The sequence below is a fragment of the Mesorhizobium sp. M1252 genome (assembly GCF_040318265.1).
In the GTDB taxonomy this organism is placed as follows: domain Bacteria; phylum Pseudomonadota; class Alphaproteobacteria; order Rhizobiales; family Rhizobiaceae; genus Mesorhizobium.
Window position 1 is genome coordinate 273,759 of the sequence record NZ_JAMYLX010000006.1, and the last position, 14,396, is coordinate 288,154.

Here is a 14,396-nt window from a genome sequence, read left to right on the forward strand (position 1 = left end):
GTGAACGCCGCCCGTGTTCGGGCTTGTCCGTCCCTTAGCTAGCCAGCTATTCTGGAGAAATCAGCCACCTGGTCGGTGGCCGTGCGGATGCGGGCGAGCAATGCCAGACGGTTGGCGCGCACGGCCTGGTCCTCATCATTCACGAGAACACGTTCAAAGAATGAATCAACCGGTTCGCGCAGCACGCTAAGCGCCAGCATGGCGGCGGAAAAGTCTTCGTTTTGAATCGCTTCGCCGGCTTCTCTCTCCGCCTGATTCACCGCTGCAAACAGCGATTTCTCGGCCTCCTCGCGAAACAGCGCCGGCTCAACAGTCTCGGCGACGAGCGTTTTCTTCTTCTCTTCGGCAGCCAGAATGTTGGCCGCCCGCTTGGCGCCGGCGAGCAGGTTCTTGCCGGCCTCGGTGTCGAGGAAGAACCCCAGAGCTTCGACGCGACGCACGATCTGCAGGAGGTCGTCCGAGTGCGATTGGCCGATCTCCCCCCTTGTGGGGGAGATGCCCGGCAGGGCAGAGGGGGGCGCGCCAGAATGAGAGGTCGGCGGGACAGCGCCCCCCTTTGTCGGCTTCGCCGCCCCCAAAAGGGGGGAGATTGGCGCGCTTCCACCACCTGCCAGCACGGCGTCAATGAGATCATGCCGAGCGCCCTGGTCGCGGAGATAGACTTTCAGGCGGTCGTGGAAGAAGGCGAGGAGGTCGGGCCCAAATGCCCGTCCAGCCTTAGACGCGAGATAACTCGCCGTTTGATAGGCACTATCGAAGAGCGATGTCAGCGGCAGTGAGATCCCATTCTCGATCAGGATTCTCACCACGCCCAGTGCGGCCCTTCTCAGCGCGTAAGGGTCCTTCGACCCCGTCGGCTTTTCATCAATGACCCAGAAGCCGACCAGCGTATCGATTTTGTCGGCCAGCGCGACGGCAATCGACACCGGATTGGTCGGCACGCTATCCGACGGACCTTGCGGTTTGTAGTGCTCCTCGATCGCCGCAGCCACGGACGGATGCTCACCCTGCAGCAGCGCGTATTTGCGGCCCATTGCGCCTTGCAGTTCCGGAAACTCGCCCACTGCTTCTGTCGTGAGATCAGCCTTGGCCAGCACGGCGGCGCGAGCGGCGAGCGCGGTAATCTCCCCCCTTGAGGGGGAGATGTCGCCGAAGGCGACAGAGGGGGTCGTCTCGCGTGGAGTGCCAACTCCCTCTTTCTTCGAGAGACCGGACGGCGTCGCGGCAGCCGAAGCGACCCCCTCTGGCCTGCCGGCCATCTCCCCCTCAAGGGGGGAGATCGACTGCGCCACTGTTGGCGCCAGCTCCTGCGCCAGCCGCTTGATCCGCTCCACCCGATCGCCTTGCGTACCGAGCTTGGCGTGAAAGGTGACATTGAGATGGTCGAGGCGGGCCATGCGCTGGTCGAGCGGCTTTTTCAGATCGAGCCCGAATTTCTTCGCCGACGCCTCGAGCTGCTCCAGATCCGGCAGATCGCCCTGGTCGGTCTTCCAGAAATACAGCGCGTCCGACAGGCGGGCACGCACCACCTTGCCGTTGCCGTGCGCGATCTCCTTGCCGCCGTCCTTGGCCTCGATGTTGGCGGTGAGGATGAAGCGGTTGGAGAGGTTTTCGCCGTCGCCCTGCGGCCGGGTGACAAAGCATTTCTGATTGGCGCGGATGGTCAGCCGGACCACTTCTGGCGGTATGGCAAGAAAGGCCTGCTCGAATTCGCCCATCAGCACCACCGGCCATTCGACCAGGCCCGACACTTCTTCCAACAACCCTTCGTCCTCGACCAGATCGAGCCCGTTGGCGAAGGCGAGGTTGCGGGCGTCGGCAAGGATGATCTCCTTGCGGCGGTCGCCATCGAGCACGACCTTGGCCGCTTCCAGCTTGGTCACGTAATCGTCGAAGCGGCGCACGGTGATTTCTCCCGGCGCCATGAAACGATGGCCGTAGGTGATATTGCCCGAGCGGATGCCATCGATCTCGAAATCGACCACCACCGGCTCCTCGGTCTCCGGGCCGAAGGTGCACAGAATCGTCTGCAGCGGCCGCACCCAGCGCAGCGAACCGGGCTTGGCTGAAGCCGGCCCCCAGCGCATCGATGTCGGCCAGGGGAAGCCGCGAATGATGGCCGGCACCAGTTCGGCGATGATTTCTTCCGCCGCCCTGCCCGGCTTCGAAATATGGGCGACGTAGAAATCGCCCTTCTTCGGATCGGAATGAACATGCGCCTCGGCAACCGAGGCAAGGCCTGCCTTGCGCAGAAAACCCTGCACCGCCTGTTCCGGCGCCGTCGTCGACGGCCCCTTGATCTCCTCGTGGATATCCTTCGAGCGCGCGGTCAGGCCCCTGACATCGAGCGCCAGGCGCCGCGGCGTCCAGTATTCGCGCGCGGCGTCATAGGTCAGACCCGCCTCGACCAGACCGTCGGTCAGCATCTTCCCGAGATCGCCCGCCGCCTTGCGCTGCATACGGGCGGGGATTTCCTCGGAGCGAAGTTCTAGCAAAAGATCCGGCATCAGAGTTTCTCCACCCGCATGCCTTCTCCCTGATTGCGCGTCCTCGCGCCTCCGGCGCTGCGGTTGCGCGGCCGGGCGGGGATTTCCTCGGAGCGAAGTTCTAGAAGCAGATCAGGCATAGTTAGGCTCCCACCCTCCCCTCGATGGGGAGGGTCGGCGCGTAGCGCCGGGGTGGGGTGGCGACCTCTCAGCCGCCGATACCTTCGGCACCATCGCGCAAACGCAGGTGTGATTTTCGTTCTTCCACCGCCGCATAGATCGTATCGAGCACGGAATCCAGTTCGTTTTTGATTTCATGGTTCCAGAAGCGAATGACACGGTAGCCTTGGCTCTCGAACCATTTCGTTCGACGCTCGTCATGGCGCAGCTGGTCATCGAAGCTGTGATGGGCACCGTCCACCTCAATGATCAGCTTCAGCCGGTGGGAGATGAAATCAGGGAAGTAAACGCCTACCTACGCCTGCCTGCGAAAATGAGTGCCTTCTACTGGAATGCGCCACAGATGCCGCCACAGGATGCGTTCCTCGTCGGTCATCGCCGCGCGAAGCCTTTGCGCAGACTGCAGCTTGAATCGATCGAGTTTTGGCATGGAACGTCGCGCTGTCACCCCCACCCGCCGCTTCGCGGCGACCTCCCCCATCTAGGGGGAGGTAAGAGGGCATAGCTACTCGGCTGACCGCTGTTTCCAGGAATTTTGACCGCCCCTGTCGGGCCGCAACCAGCCCGCCCGTCCTTTGATCAAAGATTTCCATGAACCAAACGCAGCGCTGAAGCGACCAACGCTCAGGCAGGGACCTATTGGCTGAACGACCATGAAAACGGCATCGAGACTTCTCCAGATCATCGCGCTCAGCGCCTGTTTCGCCGCGCAGGTGCATGGCGCCTTCTCGATGCCGGGTGTGCGGCAGGCTATGCGGACCATGGCGGGATCGTCTGGCCAGTTCTCGGCGCCAATCAACATTTCCCCCGAAATGATGAAGTGAGCCTCAGGCGGCGAGCCCGCCGGCCTGGGTCTGCAAAAATGCCTCGCCGCAGGCTTTCGCCAGATTGCGCACCCGCAGGATGTAGCTCTGCCGCTCGGTCACCGAAATCACGCCGCGCGCGTCGAGCAGGTTGAAGACGTGGCTGGCCTTGATGCACTGGTCATAGGCCGGGAAGACCATGCGGTGCATCGGCAGATTGTCGTTCGAAGCCGGGGCGCCGGCCGCGAGCAGCGCCTTGCATTCGGCTTCGGCGTCCTCGAAATGCCTGAGCAGCATGGCGGTGTTGGCATATTCGAAATTGTGCCTGGAATATTCCTGCTCGGCCTGCAGGAAGACATCGCCATACGTGACTTTTTCGGCGCCTTCTCGGCCATTGAAGTTGAGGTCGTAGACATTGTCGACGCCCTGCACATACATGGCCAGCCGCTCCAGGCCGTAGGTCAGTTCTCCCGCCACCGGCGCGCATTCGATGCCGCAGACCTGCTGGAAATAGGTGAACTGCGACACTTCCATGCCGTCGCACCAGCACTCCCAGCCGAGCCCCCAGGCGCCAAGCGTCGGGCTTGCCCAGTCGTCCTCGACGAAGCGAATGTCGTGCAGCAACGGATCGACGCCGATCGCCTTGAGCGAGCCGAGATAGAGCTCCTGCAGGTTCGGCGGGTTGGGCTTCAGGATCACCTGGTACTGGTAATAATGCTGCAGCCGGTTGGGGTTTTCGCCGTAGCGGCCGTCCTTGGGCCGGCGCGAGGGCTGGACATAGGCGGCGTTCCAGCCCTTGGGCCCGAGCGCGCGCAGCGTGGTGGCCGGATGGAAGGTGCCGGCGCCGACTTCCATGTCGTAAGGCTGCAGGATGACGCAGCCATAGGCGGCCCAGTAATTGTGCAGGGTCAGGATCAGCCCCTGGAACGAGCGGCTGGGATGTATATGGGCTGGACTGTCTGACGTCACGGCGGCCTCGGAAAGCGCTGAAATGATGCCATTCCCTAGTTGCCGGGCCGGCTAGCGTCAAGGCAGCGCCTATCGCCGCCTTGATGAGAGGTTGAACGCTTTGCTTCGGACTGGCCCATTGCCGGACGGTGCCGGTGGCCGTTTGCTCGCCCAGCTTCAACGACAGAGGTTCAGCCATGCAAGGCCAGCTCACCGTACGCCCCGTCACCCGAGAGGATTACGAGCAATGGCTGCCGCTGTGGGACGGCTACAATGCGTTTTACGGCCGCTCGGGCGAGACCGCCCTGCCCGGTGACATCACTGCAATGACATGGTCGCGCTTCTTCGATGCCTATGAGCCTATGCATGCGCTGGTCGCGGAGAGCGAAGGCAAGCTTCTCGGTCTTGTCCACTATCTCTATCACCGCACCACGACGGCGATTTCGCCGAACTGCTATCTGCAGGACCTCTTCACCAATGAGGCGTCGCGCGGCAAGGGCGTCGGCCGGGCACTGATCGAAGACGTCTATACCAGGGCGCAAACCGCAGGCTCCAGCCGCGTCTACTGGCTGACACACCAAACCAACCACACGGCGATGAAGCTCTACGACAAGATCGGCGATCTCTCGGGGTTCGTCGTCTACCGAAAGCTGTTCTAGAATGAGCGCCAACGCTGGGTCTGCGCCGCGTCGCTTCGCTCCTTGCTCCGCCATAGAATGACGATCGCGATAGGGCGTCTCTATCTCTTTGTTTCTGTCGCAATTCCGAACGGAAACCGCGCACACTTTCCTGGAATTGCTCTAAGACGCCAAGCCGAAAAAACGGGGCTCAGCGAGCCCCGTTTCATCAGAAGTATGGCCCGATCACCCCTTCGGCGCTGGCGGGGTGGCCGGCTTGACCTTCGGGGTTTCCTGCGCCGTGTTGGATTCGATCGGCGGCAGGCCCTTCATCAGCTTCTGCTGCAAAATGGCAAGCACATCGGGATCCGGCTTCAGGTCGCGCGCCTGATTCCACTGGAAAGTGGCTTCGAGCTTGCGGCCGACGCGCCAATAGGCATCGCCGAGATGGTCGTTGAGCACCGGATCTTCCGGCTTGAGCGACACGGCGCGCTCCATTTCGCGCACGGCGTCGTCGAACCGGCCCATGCGGAAATAGGCCCAGCCCAGCGAATCGACGATGTAGCCGTCGCTCGGCCTGAGGTCGACGGCCTTCTGGATCATCGCCAGGCCTTCCTTGAGGTTCATGTTCATGTCGACCCAGGAATAGCCGAGATAGTTCAGCACCTGCGGTTGATCGGGGAACAGCTCAAGCGCCTTGAGGAAGTTCGGTTCGGCCTTCGGCCATTCCTTCAGCCGCTCATAGGCGATGCCGCGCTGATAGTAGATGTTCCAGTTGGCATTGGTCGGCGTCTTCAGCACCGCGACCGCCTTGTCGTAGAGAGTGGCGGCGGAGCGGAAATCCTCCTTCGAGGCATAGACCCCGCCCAGCGCCAGATAGGCGCGCATGTCATCGGGGTGAGCTTCGACGAATGCTTTGAGATGGGCGATAGCCTCGTCGTGACGGTTGAGATCGGCAAGGTTGAGGCCGAGCTGCAGGTCGGAAAGCTCCTTCAGCGGCGAGGAGGCTGGAATGCGGCTATAGAGCGCAATGGCGCCTTCGCCATCCTTCAGCTGCTCCGCAACGGCGGCAAGCTGCACCAAAGCGGCGTCGCTGTCGGGCTTGAGCGCGAGCGCATATTGCAGATAGAGGCGCACGAACGGCTCGCCGCCGCCGCGATTGAGCGCGATGGCGAGGTCGAGCAGGATTTCAGCGGCGCCTTCGGAGGGACTGGCGACGAAGGGCTCGATCTTGTCGCCCTTGCTGATCCTGTCGCGAAGCGCCTGGATGTCGAGCTTGCCGGGCGCGAACGCCTCGGCCTTGTCGAGCACGTAGAGCGCCTTGTTCTTGTTTCCCTTGCGCGCCAGGAAAGACGCGTAGGCCTGGGCGTTGCGCATCCATGTCTCGGGCGCGGCACCGCCGGCCGTGACGTCGGTCAGGGTCGCGTCATAAAGCGCGTCGGCCTTGTCCGACAGGCCTGCGGCATCGGCGATCAGCGCGCGGTGGAAGGACTTGAACAGGCCGAACCAGTCAGGCCCCTGCAGTTTGTCGATCGAGGCCATCGCCCCGGTGGGGTCGCCGGCGCCCTCTTGTGCCCAGCCGGACATGACGCCGGAAATCAGCCGGTCGAGATCGGATTCGAGCGACAGCTTGAGCCAGTACTGCGCCTTGGTGAAATCCTTCTTGTGGAAGGAATCGACCGCCAGAGCCAGACGCGAGAAGCGCTCGACGTCGGGAACTGCCTTGAGCTTGTCGGCATAGACCAGCGATTCCTCGAAGCGGCCTTGCGCGATCAGCGACAGCATCAGGCTTTGCTGCAGCGAGGTGTCGCCGGGATTGAAGGCGAGCGCCTGCTTGTAATAACCGATGGCATTGTCGAGGTCGTTGTCGCCTTCGGCGATGCGGGCGGCGAGATAGGCGCCCGAGAAGGAGGTGATCTTGACCGGGTCGGTCGATTCCTTGGCGTAGGCAGGCAGCGGAGAAATCGCCATTCCTGCCACAATTGCCAGCCCCGCGAGCCAGCGCGCACGTCCTTGCCGCATCGTATCCCTTTCAGCCAAGCGCCATCCCGCGTCGGCGCGGAGAAGCCATAGACTCGATGTTTCCTGACAAAGCATGGCCTTTTTGGGGTCAGGCTGCAATCCGGGCCGAATTCACAATCGGGTCACCCGATTAACAAACCATGGCGACGCAGACACTGTCGGTTCCGACAATAGCAGATCGGGGTTGGGAGCTACAGCCTGACATCGCGATATCCGCCTGCCGCTATCGTGCTGCACAGGCCGGCCCACTCGCAACCCTGGCAGGCCTCACGCGTCACGCCGGCTGAAAAGGCCGCGCGCGAGGCGGCAAGCGTTGCCGCGTCGAGGCTGAGACGGACGCCCGCCTCGATGGGCCGGGCCAGCAGCTTGCCGACATCGCGTGCTGCCAGCTCGTCCCGGCCTGCGGCGCTTTCGCGCAAGCAGTGGGGCTCGGCCTCGCCGAGCAGCGGCCGGCAGATGTCGTCGGGGCCGGAGACGATCAGAGTATCCTCGCCCCGGCCCAGACGTTTCGCGATGACGTCATAATTGGCGACGAAGGCTCCGCTGTAGCCTTTGCCGACATAGGTCAGCAGGCAAAGCAGATGGTGGGAGCGCAACCTGACGGTCATCGGTTCTAGGACGCGGTTGCGGAGCCTGTTCCATCCCGAAGATATCGGGATGGGGCTGCATCTTTTTGTTTGAGCATGATCTCTTCCGAAAACCGGACTCCACTTTTCGGGATCATGCTCCTGCCGGGTCCGCCTTACCGGAAAACAGCTTGAGCGTCGCGGCGCCGAGCGCCGATTTCAGCAGGCCGCCGACGAGGAAGGGCAAGAAGCCGAAGGTGATGGCCTGTTCGAGGCCAATCATGACGGCGAGCCAGGCCGTGCCGAGAACCAGGCAGGCGAGGTTGCCGAGGACCATGCCGGCGAAGGCGAGCAGCACGCGGTTGCCGTTCCAGCCGCGTTCGGCCAGCCAGCCGACCAGCGCGCCGACGACCGGGAAGGCGAAGAGATAACCGGCGGTCGGCCCGGCAAAATGCTGGATGCCGGCAGCGCCGCCCGATAGCACCGGCAAACCCACAGCGCCCTCGACGAGCCATGCGGCGATGGTGATCGCGCCGAGCCGCCAGCCATAGAGCGCGCCCACCAGCGTCACCGCAAAGGTCTGCATGTTCATTGGAACCGGCAGCATCGGCACTTCGATGTAGGAGGCGAGCGCAATGGACAGCGTGCCGATGACGATGGCCGCGGCTTGCCGAGCGTACGAGCGGGTTTGCAGGCGCAACGGGCTGAAGGAGGGCTTGGAGGGCGAAAAGGCGATGTCGGTCATGGCGGCTTCCCTGGCTTGGTTTGAATTATAGATAATTTTGTTGTTCGATCTATTATCGAATCCATATTTGCGCGGGAATGGCAACCCTCGCCCTAAAAAGGCTTGGGCTTGCGTGCCGAATAAAGCTGGCGGGACAGCACCCCCCTCTGGCCTGCCGGCCATCTCCCCCTCGTTGGACCCTTAGGGGGAGATGTCCGGCAGGACAGAAGGATCGCGGCGCTCGCGGTCTTCAGAGGAGCCACGACCAGGCCGTGTCTTCTTGTCCCCTACCCAACGATGGCAAACGCTTCGCGCATCTTGCCCGACGCGGTCTTGACTGGTTTCTGGCCGATCCACTGCACGTGCCGGCCAAGCGTGGCGGCGGCCGATTCGGTATTGCCCTGCCGCAGCGCGCTCAGGATCGCGCGATGATCCTGGTCGGTGCGGATTTCCCATTCCGAGCGCCATGCGGCGAACAGGAAGCGGGCGCTTGCGGCGTGCAAATCGTCGATGGTGGCGATGAGCCGCGGCATGCCGCAGGGCGCCAGGATCAGCCGGTGGAAGGTGCGGTTGGCCTCCTCCCAAGAGCGGACATCGCGGGATTTGTCGCCGGCCTTTGTGGCTTCTTCGGCAAGATTGAGAATGGAAGCCGTCAGATGCGGCGCGGCATGGCGCAGCGCCAGCACTTCGAGGGCTGCGCGCATTTCGGCGACTTCCCTGACTTCGCCGAGGTCGAAGGCGGCGACGCGTACGCCCCGCCTGGGCTCACTGGCCGCCAGCCCTTGCGCCTCCAGGCGCCGAAAGGCCTCGCGCACCGGGACATGGCTGGTCTGGAATTCCTCGGCGATGTGATCCTGCCGCAGCCGGGCGCCGGGTTCGATCGCACCCGATATGATGCGATCCGCCAGCACCTTGCTGATGCGCACGGCGATGGTGTCGTCTGCGGTCTTTGCCATGTTTTATAGATAATTTGCGCCGCAACCGATTGTCGAGCGGTGATTGCCCGATTTTGCGTGCAATCTTGCTTTGGCGCCAGGCGCGGGTCAGTTCACCCGGCTGATGCAGAAGTCGATGACGTCGATCAGCGCCGATTTCTGCGGCGTCGCTTCCAGCGGCGCCAGCGCGTCGCGGGCGATCTCGCCGAAATGGCGGGCGCGGCCGATGGTGTCGGCAATGGCGCCATGGCGGGTCATCAGGCCGATCGCCTTTTCCAGTCCGGCATCGTCGGTGACATTGTCCTCGATGGCGCGCTTCCAGAAGGTGCGCTCGGCCTTGGTGCCGCGCCGGTAGGCGAGGATGACCGGCAGCGTAACCTTGCCCTCGCGGAAATCGTCGCCGACATTCTTGCCCAGCTCCTGGCTGGAGCCGCCATAATCCAGCGCATCGTCGATGAGCTGGAAGGCAAGGCCGAGATTCATGCCGTAGGAGCGCAATGCGGCGCGATCGTTGCGCGTCGCCGATGCGATGACCGGACCGACCTCGGCGGCAGCCGAGAACAGCGCCGCGGTCTTGGCCTTGATGACGGCGAAATGCTCGTCCTCGGTGGTATCCAGGTTCTTGGCTGCCGCCAGCTGCATCACCTCGCCCTCGGCGATGATCGAGGCGGCGCTGGACAGGATGTCGAGCGCTTCCAGCGAACCGACATCGACCATCATGCGAAAAGCCTGGCCGAGCAGGAAATCGCCGACCAGCACGCTCGCCTGGTTGCCCCAGATCATGCGGGCAGTCTTTTTGCCGCGCCGCATGCCGCTCTCGTCGACGACGTCGTCGTGGAGCAGCGTGGCGGTGTGCATGAACTCGACCGCGGTGGCGAGCTTGACGTGGCCCTCGCCGGAATAGCCGAACATCTGGGCCGCCGCGAGCGTCAGCATGGGACGCAGCCTTTTGCCGCCCGACGAGATCAGATGATTGGCGACCTCCGGGATCATCTCGACGTCGGAGCCGGCCTTGGACAGGATCAGTTTGTTGACGCGCCCCATATCGGCTGCTGTCAGGTCGATGAGATCCTTGATGGAGGCGGGTTCCCGCTTCCCGTTTTCGATGTTGAGAACGACACCCACCAACAAACACTCCCGTCTTTGATCACGCGTGCGACGGCACCCTGGTCCCGCCTGGGACTCTAGGGCGGCACATACGGGCACGGCAAGAGGCGAATTGGCGCGGCTGCGGTGACGGCGTGTCAACCTTAGCGACCGCATGCCGTTGCCCGAAAACCGCTCCACACTTTCGGCGCCATGCTCCAGCGTTTACATCAACGCTGCAACCTGCGAACTTCGTCCGATGATAGAACTCGTGCGCACCAACGATGCCGTGATCATCTCCTTTGTCGAATCGCTGATGCGCGATGCCGGGATTGCCTGCTTCGTCGCCGACCAGAACATGAGCATTCTCGAAGGGTCGATCGGTCTTTTGCAGAAGCGCGTGATGGTCGATGCCGACCAGGCCGATCAGGCGCGGCGCATCTTGAAAGACGCCGGCATCGAGAACGAAATCCGCCAGACATAATGGCTGAAGCGAGCGCGCTTACCAGCGATACGCCGGCCCATACGGTCGATGCCTTCCATCGCGGCCGCTTCTGGCTTGTCCAGCCCAGGACAGGGCATCGCGCCGGGATGGATGCCATGATGCTGGCGGCAGCAGTTTCATCCGGCTTTTCTGGACGCCTCGCTGATTTCGGCGCCGGCGCCGGTGCGGCGGGTCTCGCCGTGCTGTCGCGCTGCCCAGAGGCGCAGGTCGTGCTCGTCGAACGGTCGGCCGAGATGGCAGGCTTCGCCACAACCACGCTCGCCCATCCCGGCAATGCGCATCTCGGCAATCGCGCCTCGGTGCTGACCGCCGACGTCACGCTGTCAGGCCGGGCGCGGACGCAAGCCGGCCTCGCCGACAATTCCTTCGATTTCGTCATCATGAACCCGCCCTTCAACGCGGCGCAAGACCGCGCCACGCCAGATCCGCTGCGGCGGCAGGCGCATGTCATGGACGACGGGCTGTTCGAAAGCTGGATCCGGAGTGCGGCTGCCGTCGCCAAGCCGCGCGGGGGCATGGCCGTCATTGCGCGGCCGGAACAGCTTGGCGACCTCCTCCATGCGCTGTCGGGCCGCTTCGGCGACGCCGAGATGCTGGCCGTGCATCCGCGCCCGGAAGCAGCCGCAATCCGCATTGTCGTCAGGGCAGCGCTCGGCGCGCGCGGCAAGCTGTCGATCCGCCCGCCTTTGATGCTGCATGGGCAAACGGGCGACGGCCCGTCGGAACGAACCGAGATGATCAACAACGGACTGGCGTCGCTGTTTGGCGATTGATTTAGGCCCGTCAGTGTCGTTGCCGCAAAACCGGCACACAGTTGGCTGAGATGGATTGCAGCATTGCCGTTGACCGGCAAATCCCTACATGCGTTGAAGCCATTTGGAGACAGCCACCTCGTGAAACGCCTTTTCAACCGCCTGCTGCCGAAATCCTGGCGATCCAGCGTCGTCACCATTCCCGTCATCAGGCTGCATGGCACCATCATGGCCGGCGGCGGCCCGTTCCGGCCGAGCCTGTCCTTGGCGTCCACCGCCGCCCTCATCGAAAAGGCGTTCCTGTTCGATGCGCCCGCCGTCGCCATTTCGATCAATTCGCCTGGCGGCTCGCCGGTGCAGTCGCGGCTGATCTTCAAGCGCATCCGTGACCTCGCGGTCGAGAAGAACAAGAAGGTGCTGGTCTTCGTCGAGGATGTGGCGGCCTCGGGCGGCTACATGATCGCGGTCGCCGGCGACGAGATCTTTGCCGATCCGTCCTCCATCGTCGGTTCGATCGGCGTCGTCTCGGCCTCGTTCGGCTTTCCCGAACTGATGAAGAAGATCGGTGTCGAGCGCCGTGTCCACACCGCCGGCCAGAACAAGGCGGTGCTCGACCCGTTCAAGCCGGAGAAGAGGGAAGACGTCGAGCGCCTGAAGGCGCTGCAGCTGGAAGTGCACGAGACCTTCATCGACCTGGTCAGGGAACGCCGTGGCACCAAGCTGAAGGACGATCCGGACCTGTTCACCGGCCTGTTCTGGACCGGCAAGAAAGGGCTGGAGCTTGGCCTCGTCGATGCGTTGAGCGACATGCGCACGGTACTGAAAACCCGCTTCGGCGCGAAAACCCAGCTCAGGCTGGTCACCGCGCCGCGTGGCCTGTTTGGCCGCATCGGCCTGTTCGGCTCGAACTTTTCAGCGCCCGATATTGCCGCCGCCGCCGCAAGCGGCGTGATCGATGCGGCGGAAGAGCGCGCATTGTGGGCGCGCTTCGGGCTTTGAAAAAGCAGGGAAAGCGTCTAGCATGAGGGCTTGACAGTCTGCCTTGCCGCCTTGCGAGGGAGGAGCTTTGAAATGCCACAGATCATTTTCTTCGCAGTTGTCGGCGCAGCCGCTTATTTCGGCTACCGCACCTTCGTCCGCGAGGCCGAACGTGTGACCGCCAAGGTGCGGCGCACCGAAAAGCAGGCAGCCAACGGCACCAACGGCACGCTGGTCCAGGATCCCAAGACCGGCGAATACCGCCTGGCCAAGGACTGAGCATCATCCCGTCAGCAGCCGACAGTTTGGATGCCGCAGCCCGGACGTGGCTTGCGCCCGCCAAGATAAATCTGGCCCTGCACGTCACCGGCAGGCGCGCCGACGGTTATCATCTGCTTGAGAGCCTGGTCGTTTTCACCCGCTTCGGCGACAGGGTCGAGATCGAGCCTGCCGACGCCGACCGGTTCTCCGTATCGGGCCGTTACGCGACCTCCGTACCGATCGACGACAGCAATCTGGTGGTGAAGGCGCGCGAGGCGCTGCGCAGGCAGGCCGGCCAGCAGCGCACGCCGCCGGTTGCCATCCGACTTGAAAAGAACCTGCCGGTCACCTCCGGCGTCGGGGGCGGCTCAAGCGACGCGGCCGCCGTTCTGCACGGTCTTATCAGGACATGGGGTCTCGACATCGGTGAGGCCGAACTGAGCCGGATCGGTCTCACGCTCGGCGCCGACGTGCCGATGTGTCTTGCGGCAAAACCGCTGGTTGCGCGTGGCGTCGGCGACGAGCTGTCGCTGGTGCCGGATTTTCCGGCGCTCGCTTTGGTGCTGGTCAATCCCGGCGTCGCCGTCTCGACGCCTGATGTGTTCAACGCACTTGAGAAACGCGACAATGAGGGATTGCCGCCGCTGCCGCGTGCATTTGACTTCCACAGTGTCCGCAACTGGTTGGAGATCACCCGCAACGATCTCGAACCGGCGGCGCAGGCGATCCAGCCGCCCATCGGCCGAGCGCTTTCCCTGCTGAACAGGGCCGGATCTGGATTCTCGCGCATGTCGGGATCCGGCGCGACATGCTTCGGGCTGTTCGAGACCGGCAATGTCGCCAAGCGCGCCGCCGCCGAGATTCGCAGTCGCGAACCGGAGTGGTTTGTCGCCGCGACACGAAGCATCGCTTCGGAGGGGGCCGATGGCCAAAATTGACGAGAGCCGGCCGTTCATCCCGGTGCGCATCGCGGTGCTGACGGTGTCCGATACGCGCAGCCTTGCCGACGACAAATCCGGCCAGACGCTGGCTGATCGCATCGCCGAGGCCGGCCATGTCCTGGCCGCGCGCGACATCGTCACCGACGACCGGGAGAAAATCCGCGACAAGGTGCTGGGCTGGTCGCGCGACGAAGACATCGATGTCGTCATCACCACCGGCGGCACCGGTTTTACCGGCCGCGACGTGACGCCGGAGGCGCTGGAGCCGATCTTCGAGAAGCGCATGGATGGCTTTTCCGAAGTGTTCCACCGCATTTCCTACGACAAGATCGGCACCTCGACAGTGCAGAGTCGGGCGACGGGCGGCGTCGTCAACGCCACCTTCGTCTTCGTGCTGCCGGGCTCGCCCGGCGCCTGCAGGGACGCCTGGGACGGCATCCTGAAACCGCAGCTCGACTACCGCCACATGCCCTGCAACTTCGTCGAGATCATGCCGCGCCTGGACGAGCATTTGCGGCGCGGCAAGGCCGCCTCGTAAACCAAGGCAAAGTGCCGGCCAAGTGCTGCCTTTGTCAGGCAGAATGGCGGCTGC

Annotated in this window: 15 protein-coding genes and 1 pseudogene; 8 read left to right on the top strand and 8 right to left on the bottom strand. The window is 63.5% G+C overall.

The features are described 5' to 3' along the window. Positions 1-38 precede the first annotated feature (38 nt). Complete coding sequence (glyS, locus tag NKH22_RS14930; RefSeq protein WP_352909970.1) at positions 39-2,507, bottom strand: glycine--tRNA ligase subunit beta; 2,469 nt, start codon at positions 2,505-2,507, stop codon at positions 39-41. A gap of 187 nt (positions 2,508-2,694) precedes the next feature. After that, positions 2,695-3,147: pseudogene (locus NKH22_RS14935) on the bottom strand (endonuclease domain-containing protein). Between the two features lie 172 nt (positions 3,148-3,319). On the opposite strand from NKH22_RS14935, the gene NKH22_RS14940 reads away from it, so the two are divergent. Beyond that, entirely contained in the window at positions 3,320-3,490 is a 171-nt protein-coding gene (locus NKH22_RS14940) for a hypothetical protein (RefSeq protein ID WP_023702047.1), read from the top strand. A gap of 3 nt (positions 3,491-3,493) precedes the next feature. On the opposite strand, the gene NKH22_RS14945 is transcribed toward NKH22_RS14940, so the two are convergent. Continuing rightward, on the bottom strand, positions 3,494-4,438 hold the full coding sequence (locus NKH22_RS14945; RefSeq protein ID WP_023684365.1) for a glycine--tRNA ligase subunit alpha: 945 nt from the start codon (positions 4,436-4,438) through the stop codon (positions 3,494-3,496). 176 nt (positions 4,439-4,614) lie between these two features. Here NKH22_RS14945 and NKH22_RS14950 point away from each other — a divergent pair, with 176 nt between their 5' ends. Further along, the gene (locus NKH22_RS14950) at positions 4,615-5,076 is read left to right on the top strand and encodes a GNAT family N-acetyltransferase (protein ID WP_023821017.1); all 462 of its coding nucleotides are present in this window, start codon (positions 4,615-4,617) and stop codon (positions 5,074-5,076) included. Between the two features lie 204 nt (positions 5,077-5,280). Here the strand turns inward: NKH22_RS14950 and NKH22_RS14955 are convergent, their stop codons facing one another. The 5 genes from NKH22_RS14955 to NKH22_RS14975 form a co-directional block, all read right to left on the bottom strand. Further along, positions 5,281-7,056 (bottom strand): tetratricopeptide repeat protein, encoded by a 1,776-nt coding sequence (locus NKH22_RS14955; protein ID WP_023821016.1) that lies wholly within the window; start codon positions 7,054-7,056, stop codon positions 5,281-5,283. Positions 7,057-7,247: 191 nt separating this feature from the next. Continuing rightward, positions 7,248-7,664, bottom strand: coding sequence for a DUF1284 domain-containing protein (locus NKH22_RS14960; RefSeq protein WP_352803323.1), 417 nt, complete (start codon positions 7,662-7,664; stop codon positions 7,248-7,250). A gap of 112 nt (positions 7,665-7,776) precedes the next feature. Then, positions 7,777-8,367 carry a biotin transporter BioY gene (locus NKH22_RS14965; protein WP_352803326.1) on the bottom strand — a complete coding sequence of 197 codons (591 nt, stop codon included), beginning with the start codon at positions 8,365-8,367 and terminating at the stop codon, positions 7,777-7,779. Between the two features lie 266 nt (positions 8,368-8,633). Continuing rightward, positions 8,634-9,302, bottom strand: coding sequence for a GntR family transcriptional regulator (locus NKH22_RS14970; RefSeq protein WP_023702055.1), 669 nt, complete (start codon positions 9,300-9,302; stop codon positions 8,634-8,636). 87 nt (positions 9,303-9,389) lie between these two features. Further along, positions 9,390-10,406 carry a polyprenyl synthetase family protein gene (locus tag NKH22_RS14975; protein WP_023668471.1) on the bottom strand — a complete coding sequence of 339 codons (1,017 nt, stop codon included), beginning with the start codon at positions 10,404-10,406 and terminating at the stop codon, positions 9,390-9,392. 220 nt (positions 10,407-10,626) lie between these two features. On the opposite strand from NKH22_RS14975, the gene NKH22_RS14980 reads away from it, so the two are divergent. The 6 genes from NKH22_RS14980 to moaB all read left to right on the top strand — a co-directional run bounded on the left by NKH22_RS14980 (position 10,627) and on the right by moaB (position 14,342). Further along, positions 10,627-10,851 (top strand): putative signal transducing protein, encoded by a 225-nt coding sequence (locus NKH22_RS14980; RefSeq protein ID WP_023692106.1) that lies wholly within the window; start codon positions 10,627-10,629, stop codon positions 10,849-10,851. Next, positions 10,851-11,645 (top strand): tRNA1(Val) (adenine(37)-N6)-methyltransferase, encoded by a 795-nt coding sequence (locus NKH22_RS14985; protein WP_031197932.1) that lies wholly within the window; start codon positions 10,851-10,853, stop codon positions 11,643-11,645. Before NKH22_RS14980 ends, NKH22_RS14985 begins: the two co-directional genes overlap by 1 nt. 120 nt (positions 11,646-11,765) lie before the next feature. Continuing rightward, positions 11,766-12,623, top strand: a complete 858-nt coding sequence (locus NKH22_RS14990) for a S49 family peptidase (protein ID WP_023668474.1) — start codon at positions 11,766-11,768, stop codon at positions 12,621-12,623. Between the two features lie 72 nt (positions 12,624-12,695). Beyond that, the gene (locus NKH22_RS14995; protein ID WP_023668475.1) at positions 12,696-12,881 is read left to right on the top strand and encodes a membrane protein; all 186 of its coding nucleotides are present in this window, start codon (positions 12,696-12,698) and stop codon (positions 12,879-12,881) included. A 26-nt stretch (positions 12,882-12,907) separates the two neighbouring features. Further along, positions 12,908-13,801 carry a 4-(cytidine 5'-diphospho)-2-C-methyl-D-erythritol kinase gene (locus NKH22_RS15000; RefSeq protein WP_023821014.1) on the top strand — a complete coding sequence of 298 codons (894 nt, stop codon included), beginning with the start codon at positions 12,908-12,910 and terminating at the stop codon, positions 13,799-13,801. Further along, positions 13,788-14,342: a molybdenum cofactor biosynthesis protein B gene (gene moaB / locus NKH22_RS15005; RefSeq protein WP_023692108.1), complete on the top strand. Its 555-nt coding sequence runs from the start codon at positions 13,788-13,790 to the stop codon at positions 14,340-14,342. Before NKH22_RS15000 ends, moaB begins: the two co-directional genes overlap by 14 nt. Positions 14,343-14,396 lie beyond the last annotated feature (54 nt).

Excerpts from the sequence above, each read along its gene's own strand:
- NKH22_RS14965 (WP_352803326.1), bottom strand. The coding sequence starts at position 8,367 with ATGACCGACATCGCCTTTTCGCCCTCCAAGCCCTCCTTCAGCCCGTTG.
- NKH22_RS14995 (WP_023668475.1), top strand. The coding sequence starts at position 12,696 with ATGCCACAGATCATTTTCTTCGCAGTTGTCGGCGCAGCCGCTTATTTC.
- moaB (WP_023692108.1), top strand. The coding sequence starts at position 13,788 with ATGGCCAAAATTGACGAGAGCCGGCCGTTCATCCCGGTGCGCATCGCG.
- NKH22_RS14940 (WP_023702047.1), top strand. The coding sequence starts at position 3,320 with ATGAAAACGGCATCGAGACTTCTCCAGATCATCGCGCTCAGCGCCTGT.
- NKH22_RS14960 (WP_352803323.1), bottom strand. The coding sequence starts at position 7,664 with ATGACCGTCAGGTTGCGCTCCCACCATCTGCTTTGCCTGCTGACCTAT.
- NKH22_RS14970 (WP_023702055.1), bottom strand. The coding sequence starts at position 9,302 with ATGGCAAAGACCGCAGACGACACCATCGCCGTGCGCATCAGCAAGGTG.
- NKH22_RS14980 (WP_023692106.1), top strand. The coding sequence starts at position 10,627 with ATGATAGAACTCGTGCGCACCAACGATGCCGTGATCATCTCCTTTGTC.
- NKH22_RS14985 (WP_031197932.1), top strand. The coding sequence starts at position 10,851 with ATGGCTGAAGCGAGCGCGCTTACCAGCGATACGCCGGCCCATACGGTC.
- glyS (WP_352909970.1), bottom strand. The coding sequence starts at position 2,507 with ATGCCGGATCTTTTGCTAGAACTTCGCTCCGAGGAAATCCCCGCCCGT.
- NKH22_RS14950 (WP_023821017.1), top strand. The coding sequence starts at position 4,615 with ATGCAAGGCCAGCTCACCGTACGCCCCGTCACCCGAGAGGATTACGAG.
- NKH22_RS14955 (WP_023821016.1), bottom strand. The coding sequence starts at position 7,056 with ATGCGGCAAGGACGTGCGCGCTGGCTCGCGGGGCTGGCAATTGTGGCA.